Source organism: Labrys sp. 22185 (assembly GCF_052045555.1).
Lineage (GTDB): Bacteria > Pseudomonadota > Alphaproteobacteria > Rhizobiales > Labraceae > Labrys > Labrys neptuniae.
In genome coordinates this window covers 54,114-70,212 of the sequence record NZ_JBQEPH010000012.1, presented here as the reverse complement: position 1 = coordinate 70,212, position 16,099 = coordinate 54,114, and the positions used below count along the sequence as shown (strand labels likewise).

General features: G+C 63.1%; 10 protein-coding genes and 1 pseudogene. 6 read left to right on the top strand and 5 right to left on the bottom strand.

Going from position 1 to position 16,099, the window contains the following annotated elements:
* Positions 1 to 40 precede the first annotated feature (40 nt).
* From ACTJKX_RS22150 to ACTJKX_RS22130, 5 genes are all read right to left on the bottom strand, one after another.
* Positions 41 to 1,546: an efflux transporter outer membrane subunit gene (locus ACTJKX_RS22150; RefSeq protein WP_440726532.1), complete on the bottom strand. Its 1,506-nt coding sequence runs from the start codon at positions 1,544 to 1,546 to the stop codon at positions 41 to 43.
* 54 nt (positions 1,547 to 1,600) lie between these two features.
* Positions 1,601 to 4,747: an efflux RND transporter permease subunit gene (locus ACTJKX_RS22145; RefSeq protein ID WP_440726531.1), complete on the bottom strand. Its 3,147-nt coding sequence runs from the start codon at positions 4,745 to 4,747 to the stop codon at positions 1,601 to 1,603.
* Between the two features lie 12 nt (positions 4,748 to 4,759).
* A complete protein-coding gene (locus ACTJKX_RS22140) occupies positions 4,760 to 5,980 on the bottom strand; it encodes an efflux RND transporter periplasmic adaptor subunit (protein WP_440726530.1) in 1,221 nt (406 codons plus the stop codon).
* Positions 5,981 to 6,306: 326 nt separating this feature from the next.
* Positions 6,307 to 8,277, bottom strand: a complete 1,971-nt coding sequence (locus tag ACTJKX_RS22135) for a MacB family efflux pump subunit (RefSeq protein ID WP_440726529.1) — start codon at positions 8,275 to 8,277, stop codon at positions 6,307 to 6,309.
* A 2-nt stretch (positions 8,278 to 8,279) separates the two neighbouring features.
* Entirely contained in the window at positions 8,280 to 9,629 is a 1,350-nt protein-coding gene (locus ACTJKX_RS22130; protein WP_440726528.1) for an efflux RND transporter periplasmic adaptor subunit, read from the bottom strand.
* Positions 9,630 to 9,934: 305 nt separating this feature from the next.
* On the opposite strand from ACTJKX_RS22130, the gene ACTJKX_RS22125 reads away from it, so the two are divergent.
* The 6 genes and pseudogenes from ACTJKX_RS22125 to ACTJKX_RS22100 all read left to right on the top strand — a co-directional run bounded on the left by ACTJKX_RS22125 (position 9,935) and on the right by ACTJKX_RS22100 (position 16,092).
* Positions 9,935 to 10,696, top strand: a complete 762-nt coding sequence (locus tag ACTJKX_RS22125; RefSeq protein ID WP_440726527.1) for a response regulator — start codon at positions 9,935 to 9,937, stop codon at positions 10,694 to 10,696.
* 20 nt (positions 10,697 to 10,716) lie between these two features.
* Positions 10,717 to 12,042 carry an ATP-binding protein gene (locus ACTJKX_RS22120; RefSeq protein WP_394312799.1) on the top strand — a complete coding sequence of 442 codons (1,326 nt, stop codon included), beginning with the start codon at positions 10,717 to 10,719 and terminating at the stop codon, positions 12,040 to 12,042.
* 58 nt (positions 12,043 to 12,100) lie between these two features.
* Positions 12,101 to 13,009, top strand: a complete 909-nt coding sequence (locus tag ACTJKX_RS22115; protein ID WP_440726526.1) for a hypothetical protein — start codon at positions 12,101 to 12,103, stop codon at positions 13,007 to 13,009.
* Positions 13,010 to 13,361: 352 nt separating this feature from the next.
* Positions 13,362 to 13,578: pseudogene (locus ACTJKX_RS22110) on the top strand (transposase); the annotation flags it as partial.
* 273 nt (positions 13,579 to 13,851) lie between these two features.
* On the top strand, positions 13,852 to 14,931 hold the full coding sequence (locus ACTJKX_RS22105) for a YkvA family protein (protein WP_440726525.1): 1,080 nt from the start codon (positions 13,852 to 13,854) through the stop codon (positions 14,929 to 14,931).
* A 279-nt stretch (positions 14,932 to 15,210) separates the two neighbouring features.
* A complete protein-coding gene (locus tag ACTJKX_RS22100) occupies positions 15,211 to 16,092 on the top strand; it encodes a glycosyltransferase family 2 protein (RefSeq protein ID WP_440726524.1) in 882 nt (293 codons plus the stop codon).
* The last annotated feature ends 7 nt before the right edge of the window (positions 16,093 to 16,099 follow it).

Sequence of the window (16,099 nt, the reverse complement as noted above, 5' to 3'; positions counted from 1 at the left end):
GGGGAGAAGCCTCGCTTTGGCGCGCCTCCGGCGCCGGCATTCATTCCCGGCCCGCCAGGTGGGGGCCGGTGTTGGCGTCCACCACCGCCGGCTTCGAGCTGTCGATCGCTCCGTCCCAGCCGCCGCCCAGCGCCTTGGCCAGGGCGACATAATATTTGGTGATCGCCACCTGGCTCTGGATTTGCGAATCCTGCGCCGAGTAGAGCGAGCGGTCGGCCGTGAGCACGTCGAGGAAGCTCTGCGAGCCGACCTGGTAGAGCGTGTGGGAGAGCTTTGCCGCCTGCTGGTAGCCTTTCACCGCCTGGCCGAGTTGCCGGGCGTTTCGGCGCTGGGTCGCGAGGTTGACGAGCGCATCCTCGACGTCCTGCAGAGCGGTGAGCACGGTGGAACGCAGGGCGATGAAATACTGGTCGCGCTGGGCCTGCGCGACCTCGACCGCCGCGCGCAACTGGCCGCCCTGGAAGATCGGCACGGTCAGGGTGGGGCCGAACGACCAGCTGATCGAGGAATTCTTGGCAAGGTCGCCGATCTTGGTGCCGGAGGTCGAGAGCGAACCCGTCAAACTGACACTGGGATAGAGAGCGGCCTCGGCTTGGCCGACCTTGGCCGTATATTGGGCGAGTTGGCGCTCGGCGGCGCGGATGTCGGGCCGAGCCGAGAGGATGTCGGCCGGTATGCCGGTTGGCAGGGGGCGTCCCGGCATGGGGATGGGCCTGGCCCGCTTGAGGCGTTCCGCCAGGGCCGACGGCTCACGGCCGAGCAGGATGCTGAGCTGATGCACATCCTGCGCGAAGGATTGTTCGTAGAGGGGGATGTCGGCGGCGGTCGAAGCCGCCTCCGCCTCGGCATTGGCCGCATCGACTGCCGAGGCGGAGCCGGCCTGGAGCTTGGTGCGGGTCAGCGAGACGGTCTCGCGCCGGGAGGCGACGGTGCGCCGCGCCAGCGCGATACGGGCCTGGTAGCCGCGCGCATCGACATAGGCGGTCGCGACATCGCCGACGAGTGTGACCAGCGTGGCCCGCAGATCGGCTTCCGCCGCGTCGACGCCGTAGCTTGCTGCCTCGACATTGCGATGGTTGGCACCGAATAAATCGAGTTCCCAGCTGGCGTCGAGACCCGCACTGAAGGCGTTGGAGGTACTCGTCCTGCCCGCGCCGCTTGTGGAAGTCCCGCCAACCCGGCTGCGTGACGCATCGCCCGAGCCGCTGAGCGAGGGATAGAGACCGCCGATCGCTTCGCGCCGGCTGGCCCGAGCTTCGCGGATCTTGGCCTTGGCGGTGGCCACGTCGAGATTGCCGGCGATCGCCTCCTGGATCAGTCCGTCGAGGACAGGGTCATTGAGGCGTCGCCACCATTGCGAGAGCTCGGGTTTGCGCCGCTGCTGGCTCGCGTCGGCGCCGCTCCAGCGTGACGGCGTGGCCAGGCTGGGGGTCTTGTAGTCGGGGCCGACCACGGCACAGCCGGAGAGCATGACAGTGGCAGTAAGAAGTGCCGCGACCTGCAGGAGCGACCGGAGAGGCCGTTTGGGCTCGCTCCGCGATGCCATGGAGGACTGACCCGCGGGCGACATATCCGACGCCGATCGATCAAGGGACTGCATTCACATCGCTCCTGCGGCTGAATTGGAGTCGAGACTTTCCTGTGTCTGCGAGGGGCGGCGCGAGAAGAGGCGCCGAACCGCGACGAACAGGAGCGGTATGAAGAGGATGCCGAGCACCGTGGCGGCAAGCATGCCGCCCATCACGCCGATGCCGATCGAATTCTGGCTGCCGGAGCCGGCACCCGAGGCCACCGCCAGAGGTGTCACGCCCAGGATGAAGGCGAGGGACGTCATCAGGATGGGGCGCAGTCGCTGGCGAGATGCGTCGAGCGTCGCTTCGATCAGGCTCTTGCCGGCCTGTTGCTGCTCCATCGCGAATTCGACGATCAGGATGGCGTTCTTGGCCGCGAGGCCGATCGTGGTCAGCAGGCCGACCTTGAAATAGACGTCGTTGGACTGGCCGAACACCGTGGCCGCCAGGACGGCGCCGAAGATGCCGAGCGGCACGGAGAGCAGCACGGCAAAGGGGATCGACCAGCTCTCATAGAGAGCGGCGAGGGCAAGAAACACCACCAGCGCGGAGATGAGGTAGAGCTGCGTCGCCTGGCTGCCCGACAGGCGTTCCTGCGCGGACAGGCCGGTCCATTGGTGACGATAGCCCGGCGGCAATTGCGCCACCATGGCATCGATCGCGTTCATGGCGTCACCCGAGCTGACGCCGGGGGCGGCCGCTCCCTGGATCTCGACGGCGGAGGCACCGTTATAGCGTTCGAGGCGCGGTGAACCGTAGCTCCATTTGCCGCTGGCAAAGGCCGAGAAGGGCACCATCGCGCTGTCGGTGTTGCGGACGAACCAGCGGCCGAGATCCTCCGGCTGCATGCGAAAATCCGCGGCTGACTGCATGTAGACCTTCTTGACCCGGCCGCGATCGATGAAGTCGTTGACATAGGTGCCGCCCCAGGCGGTGGACAGCGTGGCGGTGATGTCGGACAGGCCGAGGTCGAGGGCGCTGGCCTTCTCCTGGTCGATGGCAACCGAATATTGCGGCGTGTCCTCCTGCCCGTTGGGGCGGGTGCCGACCATGAGGGGGCTCTTGGCCGCCATGCCGAGCAATTGGTCGCGGGTCTGCATGAGCTTGTCGTGCCCGGCGCCGTTGAGGTCCTGGAGGAAGAAGTCGAAGCCGCCGGTGTTGCCGAAGCCGGTAACCGCCGGCGGCGTGAGGGCGAAGACATTGCCGTCGCGGATCTGCGAGAAGGCCTTCATGGCGCGACCGACGATCGCCTGCGCCTTGCCATTGGGATCTGTCCGCTCGCTGAAATCCTTCAGCGGAATGAAGGCGAGGCCGACATTCTGACCCGAACCACCGAAGCCGAAACCGACCACGGAAAAGACGCCTTCGACATAGGCCTTCTCGTCCTTCAGATAGTGGTTGGTAACCTCAGCCAGCACCTTTTCAGTGCGGTCCTGCGTCGCGCCCGGCGGCAGCGTCACGCTGGTGATCACCACGCCGGTGTCCTCCTCCGGCAGGAAGGAGCTGGGCAAGCGATCGAGCAGGAAGAGCATGCCGCCGGAGATGGCGACAAAGACCACGAGGAAGCGCCAGGGCCGGGCGAGAACGCCGCCAACGCCTTTGCGATAGGCCTGCGCGCTGCGGTCGAAGCCTCGGTTGAAAAGACCGAAGAAGCCCTTCTGGGTAGTGTGGTTCTTGGGAGGCCTGAGGATGGTGGCGCAGAGCGCCGGGGTGAAAACGAGAGCCACCAGTACCGAGAGCACCATGGCCGAGACGATGGTCACCGAGAACTGGCGATAGATCACACCCACCGAACCCGAATAGAAGGCCATCGGCACGAAGACGGCCGAGAGCACCGTGGCGACGCCGATCAGGGCGCCCGTGATCTCGTCCATCGAGCGCAACGTCGCCTCGCGTGGCCCCAGGCCTTCCTCCTGCATGACGCGCTCGACATTCTCGACCACGACGATGGCGTCGTCGACGAGAAGGCCGATGGCGAGCACCATGGCGAACATCGTCAGCGTGTTGATGGAATAGCCGAACAAGGCGAGGATGCCGAAGGTACCGAGCAGCACGATCGGGACCGCAAGCGTCGGGATGAGGGTGGCCCGGATGTTCTGCAGGAACAGCAGCATCACCAGAAAGACCAGGACGATGGCTTCCGCCAGCGTCTTGACCACGTCCTCGATCGACAGCAGCACGAAGGGCGTCGTGTCGTAGGGATAGTAGACCTTGAGGCCCTCCGGGAAGGTCTGGGCCAGGCTGTTGATCGTCGTCTTGACCGCATTCGAGGCGCTGATGGCATTCGCGCCCGTCGCCAGGCTGATTGCCAGGCCGGCCGAGGGCTTGCCGCTATATTTGGAGTTGCTGGTATAGCTCTCGGCCCCCAGCTCTACCGTCGCAACGTCGTTCAGGCGGACGATCGAGCCCGAACTTGCGCTCTTGAGGATGATGTTCTCGAACTGCCTGGGGGTCTGCAGCCGGCTCAGGGCCGTTACGGTGACGTTGAGCTGCTGGCCCTTGCGCTGGGGATTGTCGCCGAGCTGGCCGGCGGCGACCTGGGTGTTCTGCGCTTCGATTGCCGAGGAGACGTCGCTCGGCATCAGCGCATATTTGGCGAGCTTGTCCGGATCGAGCCAGATCCGCATGGCATAGCCGGCTCCGAACAAAGTGGTGGTGCCGACCCCCTCCACGCGCGACAGCGTGTCGTTGAGGTTGCTCTTGACGTAATCGGCGACGTCCGTGGCCGTCATCTTGCCGTCGGTGGAGACGAAGGCGACGACCATGAGGAAGCCGGTGGAGGCCTTGGCGACGGTGATGCCGGTGTTCTGCACGGTCTGCGGCAGCTGGGCCTCTACCAGTTGCAGCTTGTTCTGCACCTGCATCTGCGCCACATCGGGATCGGCCGCGCTGGTAAAGGTCACGGTGATCGAGGCGCTGCCCGAGGAGGTCGAGGTCGAGGTGATGTAATCGAGATTGTCGATACCCGTGAGACCCTGCTCGATGACCTTGGTCACCGAGTTCTCGACGGTCTGGGCATCGGCGCCCGAATAGGTGGCGCTGATGGAGACCGAGGGGGGCGCGATCTGCGGATATTGCTCGATCGGCAGGGTGGTAATGGCCAGGATGCCCGCGAGCATCACCGAAATGACGATGACCCAGGCAAAAATCGGACGGTTGATGAAAAAGCGCGACATGTCGATGCAGCCCTATTCGGCCCGGACCGGTGCCGAAGCGACCGGTGGCTTGTCGAGGGTCGAACTCTGGGTGAGCGGGCGGACATCGCCGGTGGCATCGTCCACGCTCACCTCGGTGGCAGTTACGTCCTGGCCGGCCCGCACGAGTTGGATGCCCTCGACGATGATCCTGTCGCCATCCGAGACACCGGCATCGACCAGCCAGTTGTTGCCGACACTGCGTTGAATCGAGAGCACGCGCTGGACGACCTTGCCGTCGCCGCCGACGAAGCTTGCTGTCGCCTCGCCCTTGGTGTTGTGGCTGACAGCCCGCTGCGGCACCAGGAAACTATCCTGGGCCAGACCGACCTCGAGGATGGCGCGGGCATACATGCCCGGCAGGAGCAGGCGATCGGGATTAGGGAATTCGGCCCGGACGGTGAAGGTCCCGGTGGTGGTACTGACATTGGCCTCCACGAAACGAAGCGTGCCGGCATGCGCGTAGGTCGTGCCGTTTTCCAGCTTGAGCTTGACGGAGATGTCCGGGCCTGCGGTCTTGATCCGGCCCGACTTCACTGCCTCCAGGAAGTTCAGCAGGTTGGTGCTGGATTCCGTCACGTCGACATTGATCGGATCGAGTTGGCGGATCGTCGTCAGCGCAGTCGACTGGCCCGAACTGACCAGGGCGCCCTCGGTGATGGTGGAGGCATCGACCCGGCCGCCGATCGGTGCCTTCATCGTGGTGTAGTCGAGGTTGATGCGGGCCGTCTCCAACGCGGCCTTGGCGGCAGCGACATCGGCCTTGGCCTGGGCCAGCGTGGCGCGGGCATCGTCGAGGTCCTGGCTGCTGACGGCGTTCTGCTTGATGAGGTTCTGATAGCGGTCGACCTTGGCCTGGGCGCTGGGAATGGCGGCCTGGTCCTTCTGCAAGGTTGCCTCGGCGCTGTCATAGCTTGCCTGGTAGCTGGCAGGGTCGATTTGATAGAGCGGATCGCCGGCCTTGACCTCGGTACCCTCCTTGAACAGGCGCGTTTTGATGATGCCGGTCACCTGCGGGACGACGTCTGCCGTCAACGACGCGCCGACACGCCCCGGCAGTTCCGCCGTGATGGCGACGGCGCGCGGATGGAGCGTGACCACGCTGACCTGCGGCCGGACGGCGCCGGCGGGCGGCTGGTTCCCCTGCTGCTCCTGGTTGCAGCCAGCGGCCAGGATGCAAATGGACAGGAGGCTGGCTCGACGGAGCATGCGCATGGTGCGGAAGGCACCCGAGGCATGGCGAGGGTATCGGATGAGGGATGAAGTTGCCGACATCAGGATCGGACCCAATCTGTTGTGCTACAAGGCATTGCAGTTAAGCGCTTGCCCGATCGACAGTCTTGCCAATGGACTCGAAACGGGTAGGCGCAATTTTAGTAAATGTGTTTGAATATAAATTAAAGTATATATGAAATGTACTCCATGTATTGGTATAAATTGTTGAATATATATGCGATAATTTTCTAAAACTATATGGAATGGTGCGTGAAGAGACGATTTTAAGCGCCAAGGTAGTGTGCTTTTGAAGGATCGGCACCAGACTATTCCCGGGCCAGGGCTGTTGCGGGATCGAGGCGGGAGGCGTTGCGTGCCGGCATGTAGCCGAAGACGATGCCGATCAGCATCGAGGACAGGAAGGCAATGATGATCGAGGTGGTGGAGTAGCGCAGGCTGAAGGCCGTGCTGACGATATTGAAGATGGCGCCGAGGCCGAGTGCCAGGCCGATGCCGATCATGCCGCCGATCAGGCAAACCAGCACCGCCTCGATCAGGAACTGTTGCAGGATATCGCTACGGCGGGCTCCGACGGCCATGCGCACGCCGATTTCAGCGATGCGCTCAGACACCGATACCAGCATGATGTTGGTGACGCCGACGCCGCCGACCACCAGCGAGATGCCGGCAATGGCTGCCACCAGCAGCGTCAGGACCTCTGTGGTGCTGGTGATGGTGCGGCGGATGTCGTCCGTGTTGAGAATGAAGAAATCCTTCGCATTGTGCCTGGCGGCGAGGAGGGCGGTGACCGCCTGCTCGGCGCGATCGGTCGGCGCGTCGTCGACGACGCGCACGGTGATGCTGCGCAGGGACGTCGTGCCCAGGAAGCGGGCCTGAACCGTGGTGTAGGGCAGGTAGACCGATGGGTTGGCGCTCGAGCCGAACCCGCCTTGCTGCGGACGGGTCAGGCCGACGATGCGGCAGGGCACCTGCCCGACCAGGATGATGCGCCCGATCGGGCTGGCCGAGGCTCCGGCGAACAGTGCCTTGCGGGTGTTGTCGTCGATCACCACGTCCTGGGCGATCCGGCGGACGCTATCGGCATCGAAAAAGGCGCCGGCGGCGAGCTGGGTCCCCTTCACGGCGAAATAGTCCTCGCCGACGCCGTTGACCTGCGCGGTGGCCTCGATCGATCCCAAGCGCAGGGTCTTGCTGGTCGAGACCGTGGGGGAGGCGGCGGCAATATAGGGTTGGCCGGCGAGCGCCTGGGCATCGGCGAGCACGAGGGTGGTGATCTTGCCTGAGCGGACGTCGCCGAAGTCCTTGCCGGGAAACACTTCCAATGTGTTGGTGCCGAGGCTGTTGATGTCGGCCAGGACCTTTTGTTGCGTGCCCGCCCCGAGCGCGACGACGCCGATGACGGAAGCCACACCGATGATGATGCCGAGCATGGTCAGGATCGTCCGCAGGCGATGGGCATTCATCGACCGCAAGGCCATCCGGAAGGCCTCCCGAAACTGGTCGATCCGTACCCGCCACGGCGATGCGGGCGCCTGCGCCCTTTCGCCGAAGCCGATATCGGCCCCCGTCGGTTCGGCTTGCTGCGCCCCCCGATTGGGCCTGTCGGAGATCACGGCACCGTCGCGAAGTTCGATGATGCGTTCCGCGCGCCGGGCGACTGCCATGTCATGCGTGACGATAACGATGGTCTGGCCGCTGGCGTGGAGCTCGTCCAGGATGCGCAGCACTTCCGTGCCGCTGGCGCTATCGAGGGCACCGGTCGGCTCGTCGGCGAAGATTACACCGGCACCGTTCATCAGGGCCCGAGCGATCGAGACACGCTGTTGCTGACCGCCGGAGAGCTGGGTGGGGCGGTGGTCGAGGCGATCGGCCATGCCGAGGCGGTCCAGCAGCGCTTGCGCGCGGATCTGTCGTCTCGACGGCGGCAGGCCGGTATAGATCGCCGGCATCTCGACATTGCCGATGGCCGTCATTTCGGCCAGCAGGTGGTAGCGCTGGAAGATGAAGCCGAAATGTTCGCGCCTGAGCGCCGCAAGCTCGTCCGCCGAGAGCGAGCCCGTATCGCGCCCGGCGACGCAGTAGCTGCCACCGGTCGGCCGGTCGAGGCAGCCGAGAATGTTGAGGAGCGTCGACTTGCCGGAGCCGGAAGTACCGACAATGGCAACCATCTCGCCGGCCTCGATCGACAGGTCGATATCGTCCAGTGCGACGACCGATCCCTCACCGGAGGGATAGTCGCGGCGCACGCCTTCAAGGAGGATCAGGGGCAAGGCCATGGTCACATGCCCCCCGGCGGAGGCCCCGCCATCGTCTTGGTCGGCGCTGCTTCCGTCTCGCCGATCACCACGCGCTCGCCGGGCTGCAGACCGTCCCGGATCTCGGCATTGATCTTGTTGTCGAGCCCGACCTTCACGGGCCGGCTTGCAACGGCGCCATCCGACCGGATGACCCGTACCTTGAAGGCACCGTCCGCCTCGGGCCCGCTGAGGGCCGCTGCCGGGACGGTAAGGACGTTTCGGGCCTCTCGAAGGAGGATGTGCACTTCGGCCGTCATATAGGTTCGAAGATGCCCGTCAGCATTGGGTACGTCGAAGACGCCATTGTAGTAGATCGCCTCCGATGAGGTGGAAGAGGAGGAGGACGAACTGCTCGTCGAAGCGCTGTCGGTCGAAAAGCTGCTGTCGGTCTTGACCGATTCCGGCGCGGGCTCGATGGAGCGCAGGCTGGCATGCAGGCGCCGTTCCGGCTCACCCAGAATGGTGAAATAGACCTGCTGGCCCGGCCTGACCTTGACGACATCGGCCTCGGAGATTTGCGCCCGGATCGTCATGGTGTCGAGATCGCCGAGCACCACGAGCGTCGGGGCCGACTGGGTGGCATTGACCGTCTGGCCTTCCTGCACGCTGACCGCGAGCACGGTGGCATCGATGGGTGCCGTGATCCTCGTATAGCCGAGATTGACCTTGGCGGTGGACACCGAGACCTCGGCTTCGACGATCTGGGCGTCGAGCTGGGCAATCTGGGCCTGTGTCGCCTTCACGTCCGCCTCGGCGGAGTCATAGTCGGCGCGCGAAGAGGCATTCTGGGCGAAGGTCAGCTTCTGCCTGGCAAGCGTGGCTTGGTTCCTGGCCAGGTTCGCCACCTTCTCGTCGCGCTGAGCGCGGACATTGTCGAGCGTGGCCTGGGCGGAACGCAGGTCGTTCTCCTTGGTCAAGGCGTCGATCTCGGCAATGAGATCGCCGGCCCGGACCTTCTGGCCGACGGCGACCTTGAGGGCGGTGATCCGGCCGGAGACCTGGGCACCGACGGCGATGAGCTTGACCGGTTTGAGCGTGCCGGTTGCCACGACGCTTTCTTCGATGTTGCCGAGCATGGCGGGTGCGGTGATCAGGTTGGCGGCAGGGACGGCCGACAATTGCGTCTTGGCGAGCCAGCCGAGCAGCACGGCTGCGGCTGATATCAGCACCAACCGCAAGATCCGGCGCCGCCAGTGCCCGTGGCGCGGCGCAGAAGGACTTGGCGATCGGGCATGTGGCGTCGCGGTGCCAGGCCGGATGGCGTCGGAACCATGCTCATGCTCGCCCGGAAGGGTCTCGCGCAGGGTTGCGGTGCTCTTAGTCCTGGGCATGACCATGGCTTTCACGTGAAGACATGGCCCTGGTCGCCAGACGCTTCGCGTGACAATTGCCATACGGTCCGGGACGCTGGGCTGCTCGTGCAGATGAAGTCATCTGGAAAAAAGTGGCTCCTGCCGAGGCGACGCCGACGTCATGCCGCCTTCTGATCGAATGACAGGATAGTCCCTGCCTCGCCGGGCTGGGATTAAGTCATGTTACGAATTGTTGCCTCGTCCGGAAGCGGAGCGTGATTTGTGCAACAAAAAATTATAATCGGGGCGCTGCCTCTCGGGCATCGCGCCGCTAAGATGTTGCCATGGCAGCCGAACAGACCCTCTTTCCTTCCGCTTCTCACACCACGCCGATGGCGAGGCCGCATATTCTCTGCGTCGAGGACGACGTCGAGATTGCGCGCCTGCTCGCAGACGTGCTGGAGGAGAACGGTTTTGCCGCCTCCTGCGTCGGTTCCGCGGCGGAGATGGACAAGGTGCTCGAACGCGGCGGTGTCGAGCTCGTGGTGCTCGACCTGATGCTGCCGGGCGAGGATGGCCTCAGCGTCTGCCGGCGGCTGCGGGCCTTATCCGCCATCCCGATCATCATGGTCACGGCGCGCAGCGACCAGATCGATCGTATCGTCGGCCTGGAGATCGGCGCAGACGACTATGTCTCCAAGCCCTTCAATTCGCGCGAGCTGGTCGCCCGCATCCGGGCCCTCCTGCGCCGTGCGGCGACCTCGACGCAAGCAGGACCTTCGCGCGAGCGCGGCCTGGGCTTTGCGGGCTGGCGCATCGATCCGGCCGCCCGGGAACTCCATGATCCGGCAGGCGTACGGATCTCCTTGACCAGTGTCGAGTTCGACCTGCTTCTCGCTTTCTGTCGCAATCCCGGCCAGGTCCTGTCGCGCGAGCATCTTCTCGAGCTCGTCCATGGCGGGTCGGTCGGGCCGATCGAACGCAGCATCGACGTGCATATCAGTCGCATTCGGCAAAAGATCGAGGCGGATCCACGTGACCCCCTGATGATCAAGACCGTCCGGCTGGGCGGCTACGTCTTCACGCCGGCCGTCGAGCTGGATTGATGCAAGCGTGGAAACGTCTGGTGCCGCGCAGTATCACGACGCAGGTCACCGGTCTCGTCGTGGTCTCGGTATTGCTGGGCACGATCATCAATATCGTCCTCGCAGTCCTGCTGTTCGGAGCGCCCCCGCCGGATGATTCTCCGCCGGCCGTGGCCTCGCGCATCGTGCGCGTCACCCAGTTCATCAAGGCAGCAAGGACGCCTGCGGAAGCGGACATCGTCCTCACGGCCATCCGCAACGCCGGCGTGCAGGTGGAGCGGGTCGCCGTCTCGGATCTGACATCCGCACCGGATGACACCCACTGGTCCCTCTGGCGCAGCCGCGAGTTGCGGCATGTCTGGTCGGGGAGCGGCATCGAGGTTCTCGAAGGACGGCGCTATGGGCCCGGGCCGCAGGAGCAGATGGTCGTGCGGCTCGACGCTGCCCATGCCCTGGTCTTCGATGCCGCGATCGGTGCCGCACCTTGGCCCCTCTTCATCACGCCGACCGCCCTGGTTCTTTCGATCGTGCTGATCTTCGTGATGCTGCTGTCCGTCTATGCGGTCCGCTCGATCACCGCCCCCCTGGCGGCCGTTGCCGCGGCTGCCCAGTCCTTCGGACGCTCTCCGCAGGAGGTTCAGCCCATTCCCGGCAGCGGGCCGCGCGAGATCGTGCAGGTCACCGAAGCCCTCAACGAGATGCGGACCCGTATCAAGACCCTGCTGGACGATCGCACGCGCATGCTGGCCGCCATCAGCCACGATTTGAGAACGCCGCTCACCCGGCTGCGGCTGCGCGCCGAGCGCGTGCCCGAGGACAGGCTGCGCGAGGGGATGCTGACCGATCTTGCCAATGTAGAGCACATGCTCAACGAGACGCTGGATTATCTGCGAGAGGACGGCCGGTTCGAGCCGATGTCGCGGATCGACCTGCCGAGCCTGCTGCAGACGATCTGTTCCCAGTTCGTCGACGTCGGCCATGCCGTGATCTATCGGGGACCCGCGAAGCTCACCTGGAGCGCGCGGCAGAGGGAACTGACCCGCGCTATCACCAATATCGTCGAGAATGGGGTGAAGCATGGCGGCGCGGTGACGATTGCGCTCATCGATCGTCTGCCGCACGCCCAGATCGAGATCGACGACGATGGGCCGGGCATTCCCGCGGATCTGCGCGAGCGGGTGTTCGAGCCTTTCTTCAAGGCCGATGCTGCCCGTACCCAGGATGGCGGGGGCTTCGGGCTGGGATTGTCGATCGCCAGGGATATCGTGCGGCGGCACGGCGGCAACATCGTCCTCTCAGACCGTGTTCCGCATGGGCTCAAAGTCAAGATCTCGCTGTCCGCCGGTGAACTCGACCATCCGCGCTGAACTGTCATGCGCTCGCGCGAGGGGCTCCGGGAGCTTCGCATCTCACAATGAGGACTTCGTGCCCCGCATTACCGTCCTGTATCTTTGGCGACGTGTGAACGATCTTCGTTACGCCCACGCCTTCTTTCGCAGCATCAGGCGCTTTCCGGCCGGCGCCGAGTATGATTTCGTCTTTGCCGTCAAGGGGTATGCCATCGGCGATCGGCTTCCGCACCAGCTCGACCTCGCGGCTTTGCCATGCATGTCCGCCAAGGTGATGCACTTTGCCTACGATCATACGCCAATCTCGATCTATCGGGCGGTTTCTCGAGCCTGCGACACCGAGTTCATCCTGGTGTTCAATTCGTGGAGCCGGGTTCTCGCCGCCAATTGGCTCGCGCATTATGTCGGCGTGTTCGATCGCAATGCCGATTGCGGCCTGGTCGGTGCCACCGGTTCCCATGAAGCGGCCTGGGACCAGCCCTTCCCCAATCCGGCGATCCGCAGCAATGCCTTCCTGGTGCGGACCTCGCTGTTCAGCGCATTCGAATTCTGCGATCCGAGGACAATCCTGGACGATCACCTCTTCGAGGCGGGTCCGAACGGGATGACCAGGCAGGTCATGGCGCGGGGCCTCGTGCCTTTCGTCGTCGATCGCTTCGGCACGGCCTGGCCTCCGGGGGGCTGGATGCAGAGCCGGACATTTCGCGCCGGGGAGCAGGGAGGGCTCCTCGTCGCAGACAATCGAACGAGCCAGTATGCCTGCGGCAGCCCGCGCAAGAGGGCTCGCCTGATCATGCGGGCCTGGGGGAACGACGGGGTGGCCAGCAAAAGCTCGTTCCCCAGGCGGGCCGCAGCCTGGCTGTGGTGGCATTATCCAAGAGGACCGCTCGACATGGTCGGAGACGGCCTTGCCGCTCTCGACCAACTGCTGCGCAGAATGACCGGGCGGCCGGCCAATCCTGGGCGCAGGGTGTTCCCCAACTGAAGGCCTGCCGGAAAACCGAGCATCGATTGCCGGGCAGTAATGGCCGTCTTCCCCAGACGTGGAAGGCCGATCGACATAGGAGTCGGATCGTCCTCGCCATTTCGTAATATTTCTTAATATCTTGAATTATAAGTCAAAAATTTCGAATATTTATTATCACAAATATATATCAATATATGCAATTGTAATTCGGCGTTACTATTCGATTTTTATTAGTAAATATCTGAACCTAAAAGTAATTAATTACTTAGAGGGGATTTTCAGAAGATAATCCGTGCATTCTGCGAAGGCGGCTCCGCCTTGTGCGCGTATTCGTATGCCTGGGCCGGCGTGGATTTCGAGAGGACGTGATATGGCGGAGAGCCTCTATTGGCTGTCGGATGAAGCATGGGGCGCTCTTGAGCCGCATCTTCCGCGCGGGGAAGCCGGAAAACCCCGTGTCGATGACCGTAGGGTGATTTCGGGCATACTCCATGTCCTGAGGACGGGCTGTCGATGGTGCGACGTACCGTCTGTCTATGGCCGGCCCAGCACGATCTACAACCGTTTCCATCGTTGGTCGCAACGGCTTGTCTGGCACCGGATTTTTGCCGGGCTGGCCGCGGCGGGGTCCGTGCCGGATGACCTTTGCGTCGATGGCGAGCATATCAGGGCACGGCTGTTTGCGCCGGTCTCCAGATGGCGCCGGCAATCGGCATCCCCCTTTGCCGGCGAGTCCTGGGAATTTTCGGTCGGGTCAAAGGTGGTCGTGAGCAAGCCGGATGCCGGCTGAGTCCGGCCGGGTGCCAGCATTCGCACCTCATTCCCCTTCAAACGACCGCGTATGCCACCTGCGAGAGACGATGACCGAAAACGGAAAACGGCGCACACACATCCTTCTGGCCTGCATGCCGAAGTCCGGATCGACCTTCCTTTCAGACATCATCAGCGAAATCGGAGACTTCCAGCGAGCCGTTCCGCTCCCTGCCGCCGGACGCAGGGAGCAGGAGCTCGACGAATTCTATCTGCAACAGATCGATGATCAGGACTATGTCGCCCAATTGCACATCCGAAACCATCGCTGGACCGAGGAAATGTGCCAGGATTATGGCATCACCCCGATCGTCCTGGTGCGGAGCCTCTTCGATTGCGTCGTCAGCCTGCGCGATCACATCCGGCGCGAGGGAAACCTGTGGCCGATGATCTGGCTGAGGCCGGAACATGCGCATCTGGACGACGCGACCCTGGATCGCATGATCGCTCGCCTCGCCATTCCCTGGTACCTGAATTTCTATGTCAGCTGGCGCAATGCCTCGAACAGATTGCTGATTACCTATGAAGAACTGATCGAGGGCCCTGTTGAGATCACCAAGGAGGTGCTGAATTTCGCGCAGGCCGCCGTCTCCGATGACCAGATCTGGCAGGCGGTCCAAGCCGTACAGGGCAAGGCGGCCAGCCGTCTCAATGTCGGGGTTCGCGGCCGCGGCAATTGTCTCGACCACGAGACGGTGAGAGGTATTCTCGAACTGCTGGATTTCTACCCCGAGTCCGCCGACGATCCCTATTTCCAGATGCTCAGGGAGCAGGGGCGCAGCATCCTGTCCGGCGATGCGCCGGCACGGCCGAAGAATCCGGCTGGGAGCCGGTCATCCCGGATGCGGATCGCCAGGAAGCGCAGGCGATGGTGGAAGAACTACCATCTCGTCCGCTTTGCGGCACCGGTGCTGCTCGGTATCGCAGCCGCTTCCTACAGCCTGATGCCCAAAGACCTGATCCCCGATTCCGCCATCTACGGATATGTCGACGATGCGGTCATCATCGCACTGTTCGCATTCCTGGCAGGCCGGCTGACCAAATATAAACGGGGCAGCAGCCCGGGCGCACGCCGAAGGCCCGATAGCGCCTCCGTACAGCGAATGCTGCGACGGATCGAATATCAGTAGATCAGCAGTAAAAACTTCGCGTCGACGAGAGATATTCCTGCGGCATAACAACTCGTAACAAATCTTAATCGAAGCGCCAAGTTTCAGTCACCGTCCATGTCCTTAGTGCTGATGTTCCGGTCACCCAAGGCCAGGAATACGGAGCATGGAAAGTCCGCAAGACTTTCGGGGTCCGGCCGGTGCCTTCCGTTGAATCCCGCAACGTTCACATGGGGCGCTGCGCGGCGCCCGGGTTGCTGGGTCGCCTTTCTGTCCATCGGGTGCAGGTAGATAAATGCAATGACTGCGAAAGTGATAGTAGGTGTTCCAGTCTATAATGGCGCGGAGCAGCTGCGAGACTGTCTTGAGTGCCTGATATCTCAGACATTTCGAGATATCGAGATACGCATATACGACAACGCTTCTCAGGACTCCACGCCGGAGATTGCGCAGGATTTCGCAGCCAGGGACAGCCGCGTCAAATATATCAGGCATCCGACAAATATTCGGGCGATGCCCAATTTCCTCAGTGTCCTGAGAGATTGTGAAGCCGAGTTCGTCATGTGGCGTGCCCATGATGATCTGTGTGCGCCGGACTATATCGAAAGGCTCTATGTTTCTCTCGTGGCTGAGCCGAGCGCAAACGTGGCCGTGCCGACCACCCGCACGCAAACCCTCAGCAAGACGGTGCGCGTCAGCCGCCCAAAGCCCTTTGTCGGTCAATCAAACCTGATCTCGATCATCCAGCTGATGTTCAATTCGCATGCCGGATGGTTCTACGGCCTGTGGCGCCGGGACCGGCTGCTTGCGGATTTTGAGGAATGCTGGCGCGCATTCTCCCATCCCTGGGCCCTCGATCATTTGATCCTGTTCCCGTCGCTGCTCGAAAAGGCGGTCGTCGTCGTGCCCGAGGCGCTCTTCGTTCAGCGCCTCGTCGTCAAGGGGTATTCGCCTCAGAAGGGGACCTCTCCCCCGCTTGCATTGATGACCGGGCTTCGCAAGAAATTTTCCGCACAGTGCCGCCTATATATCAAACGATCTCAGTATTCAAAGGTTGAAAAGCTAATCCTTCAGTCAATATTGCCGATCTATGTTGATCGGCGTGTCTACAAGATTCGCAAGGTTATCAAGAGAAAGCTGCTCATGGATCTTGGCGGCGCCAGCTACAATACAGATTTCTGAGTAATAT

Bases quoted from the DNA above. Each gene is read 5' to 3' on its own strand.
- ACTJKX_RS22150 (WP_440726532.1), bottom strand. From the start codon at position 1,546: ATGGCATCGCGGAGCGAGCCCAAACGGCCTCTCCGGTCGCTCCTGCAG.
- ACTJKX_RS22145 (WP_440726531.1), bottom strand. From the start codon at position 4,747: ATGTCGCGCTTTTTCATCAACCGTCCGATTTTTGCCTGGGTCATCGTC.
- ACTJKX_RS22140 (WP_440726530.1), bottom strand. From the start codon at position 5,980: ATGCGCATGCTCCGTCGAGCCAGCCTCCTGTCCATTTGCATCCTGGCC.
- ACTJKX_RS22135 (WP_440726529.1), bottom strand. From the start codon at position 8,277: ATGGCCTTGCCCCTGATCCTCCTTGAAGGCGTGCGCCGCGACTATCCC.
- ACTJKX_RS22130 (WP_440726528.1), bottom strand. From the start codon at position 9,629: ATGCCCAGGACTAAGAGCACCGCAACCCTGCGCGAGACCCTTCCGGGC.
- ACTJKX_RS22125 (WP_440726527.1), top strand. From the start codon at position 9,935: ATGGCAGCCGAACAGACCCTCTTTCCTTCCGCTTCTCACACCACGCCG.
- ACTJKX_RS22105 (WP_440726525.1), top strand. From the start codon at position 13,852: ATGACCGAAAACGGAAAACGGCGCACACACATCCTTCTGGCCTGCATG.
- ACTJKX_RS22100 (WP_440726524.1), top strand. From the start codon at position 15,211: ATGACTGCGAAAGTGATAGTAGGTGTTCCAGTCTATAATGGCGCGGAG.